The sequence below is a fragment of the Rhodococcus sp. P3_B8 genome (genome assembly GCF_056402775.1).
Genome location: NZ_JBFUGT010000477.1, coordinates 1 through 3,497, shown reverse-complemented (window position 1 = coordinate 3,497; position 3,497 = coordinate 1). Strand labels below are relative to the sequence as shown.

Here is a 3,497-nt window from a genome sequence, read left to right as displayed (position 1 = left end):
TGTGTGTTGTTTCAGATACTGCACAGTGGACGCGTAGCTTCTTTGTGGTAAGTCCTCGGCCTATTAGTACCAGTCACCTGCATCCGTTACCGGACTTCCAGTTCTGGCCTATCAACCCGGTGGTCTGCCGGGGGCCTTACCCCCTCGAGGGGGTGAGAAACCTCATCTTGGAACAGGCTTCCCGCTTAGATGCTTTCAGCGGTTATCCCTTCCGAACGTAGCTAACCAGCGGTGCTCCTGGTGGAACAACTGGCACACCAGAGGTTCGTCCGTCCCGGTCCTCTCGTACTAGGGACAGCCTTCCTCAAGTTTCTAACGCGCGCGGCGGATAGAGACCGAACTGTCTCACGACGTTCTAAACCCAGCTCGCGTGCCGCTTTAATGGGCGAACAGCCCAACCCTTGGGACCTACTCCAGCCCCAGGATGCGACGAGCCGACATCGAGGTGCCAAACCATCCCGTCGATATGGACTCTTGGGGAAGATCAGCCTGTTATCCCCGGGGTACCTTTTATCCGTTGAGCGACACCGCTTCCACTTGCCGGTGCCGGATCACTAGTCCCGACTTTCGTCCCTGCTCGACCTGTCAGTCTCACAGTCAAGCTCCCTTGTGCACTTGCACTCGACACCTGATTGCCAACCAGGCTGAGGGAACCTTTGGGCGCCTCCGTTACATTTTGGGAGGCAACCGCCCCAGTTAAACTACCCACCAGGCACTGTCCCTGAACCAGATCATGGTCCGAGGTTAGAGGTCCAATACGATCAGAGTGGTATTTCAACAACGACTCCACACTCACTGGCGTGAGCGCTTCACAGTCTCCCACCTATCCTACACAAACCGAACCGAACACCAATACCAAGCTGTAGTGAAGGTCCCGGGGTCTTTTCGTCCTGCCGCGCGTAACGAGCATCTTTACTCGTAATGCAATTTCGCCGAGTCTATGGTTGAGACAGCTGAGAAGTCGTTACGCCATTCGTGCAGGTCGGAACTTACCCGACAAGGAATTTCGCTACCTTAGGATGGTTATAGTTACCACCGCCGTTTACTGGGGCTTAAATTCTCAGCTTCGCTCCGAAGAGCTAACCGGTCCTCTTAACCTTCCAGCACCGGGCAGGCGTCAGTCCGTATACATCGTCTTACGACTTCGCACGGACCTGTGTTTTTAGTAAACAGTCGCTTCTCACTGGTCTCTGCGGCCCCACCCAGCTCACACTGCAAGAGTGATCACCGGACGAGGCCCCCCTTCTCCCGAAGTTACGGGGGCATTTTGCCGAGTTCCTTAACCATAGTTATCTCGATCGCCTTAGTATTCTCTACCTGACCACCTGTGTCGGTTTGGGGTACGGGCCGTGTGAAAGCTCGCTAGAGGCTTTTCTCGGCAGCATAGGATCACTGAATTCGCCTCATTCGGCTATGCGTCACCTCTCAGGCTTAATGAATGGCGGATTTGCCTACCATTCGCCCTACAGGCTTACACCAGTATTACCACTGACTGGCTCAGCTACCTTCCTGCGTCACCCCATCGCTTGGCTACTACCAGATCAGGTCCCATGCATCCACATCCAGGGCCCCCGAAGGGGCGTAAGGACGCTTCAGGATGGTTAGTATCACTGATTCACCAGGGGCGCGTTCACACGGGTACGGGAATATCAACCCGTTGTCCATCGGCTACGCCTGTCGGCCTCGTCTTAGGTCCCGACTCACCCTGGGCGGATTAACCTGGCCCAGGAACCCTTGGTCATTCGGCGGACGAGTTTCTCACTCGTCTTTCGCTACTCATGCCTGCATTCTCACTCGTGTGGCCTCCACGGCTGGGTCACCCCGCCGCTTCCATGGCCACACGACGCTCCCCTACCCATCCACACCACTGCCCAAGACTCCGCAGAATCAAGGGGGTGCATTGTGTGAATGCCGCAGCTTCGGTGGTGTACTTGAGCCCCGCTACATTGTCGGCGCAGGATCACTTGACCAGTGAGCTATTACGCACTCTTTCAAGGGTGGCTGCTTCTAAGCCAACCTCCTGGTTGTCTTCGCGACCCCACATCCTTTTCCACTTAGTACACGCTTAGGGACCTTAGCTGGCGATCTGGGCTGTTTCCCTCTCGACTACGAACCTTATCGCCCGCAGTCTCACTGCCGCGCTCTCACTCACCGGCATTCGGAGTTTGGCTGATTTCGGTAAGCTTGTGGGCCCCCTAGACCATCCAGTAGCTCTACCTCCGGTGAGAAACACGCGACGCTGCACCTAAATGCATTTCGGGGAGAACCAGCTATCACGGAGTTTGATTGGCCTTTCACCCCTACCCACAGCTCATCCCCTCAGTTTTCAACCTAAGTGGGTTCGGTCCTCCACGACGTCTTACCGTCGCTTCAACCTGGCCATGGGTAGATCACTCCGCTTCGGGTCTAGAACATGCCACTAAAAACGCCCTATTCGGACTCGCTTTCGCTACGGCTACCCCACACGGGTTAACCTCGCGACATGCCACTAACTCGCAGGCTCATTCTTCAAAAGGCACGCCATCACCCCCCACACCGAAGTGTGCAAAGGCTTTGACGGATTGTAAGCGCACGGTTTCAGGTACTATTTCACTCCCCTCCCGGGGTACTTTTCACCTTTCCCTCACGGTACTAGTCCGCTATCGGTCACCAGGGAGTATTCAGGCTTATCGGGTGGTCCCGACAGATTCACACCAGATTTCACGGGCCCGGTGCTACTTGGGTTTCCATCACGACAGTCATCATGTTTTCGTGTACGGGACTCTCACCCTCTACGACAGGCCGTTCCAGACCACTTCCACTAACACAATGATTTCTTACTGTCGGCCAACACGGCAGCATTGACAAGATGAACCCCACAACCCCACGAATGCAACACCTGCCGGCTATCACACATCCATGGTTTAGCCTCTTCCGCTTTCGCTCGCCACTACTCACGGAATCACTATTGTTTTCTCTTCCTGTGGGTACTGAGATGTTTCACTTCCCCACGTTCCCTCCACACACCCTATATATTCAGGTGCGGGTAACACGACATCACTCGTGCTGGGTTTCCCCATTCGGACATCCTCGGATCTCAGCTCGGTTGACAGCTCCCCGAGGCTTATCGCAGCCTCCTACGTCCTTCATCGGCTCCTGGTGCCAAGGCATCCACCGTACGCTCTTCATTACTTACAACAAAGATGCTCGCGTCCACTGTGCAGTTCTCAAACAACACACAACCAACCACCCACACAGACACCAGACCAGACACGAAGAAGAGCCGAAACCCTCCACCACGCCTGCGGTTTGACCTGCAGTGCTTGCTTGTCGTCACTTCCTGTAGAAAAAACACTCGCGTGTTCCCTCAGGACCCAACAGTGCATCGATATATCACCCGCCGGCCGATCATCAGATCAACCGTGACGCGGGAAAGTTTGTCAGTGTTCCACCCATGAGCGTCCGCAGCCCTACTGATGAGGACTAAACGTCCGCAGCCCTACTGATGAGGACTAAAC

Annotated in this window: 1 rRNA gene; it reads right to left on the bottom strand. The window is 55.2% G+C overall.

The annotated features are described in order from the left end of the window. Nucleotides 1-43 precede the first annotated feature (43 nt). Nucleotides 44-3,177, bottom strand: a 23S ribosomal RNA gene (locus AC1D1G_RS43195). Nucleotides 3,178-3,497 lie beyond the last annotated feature (320 nt).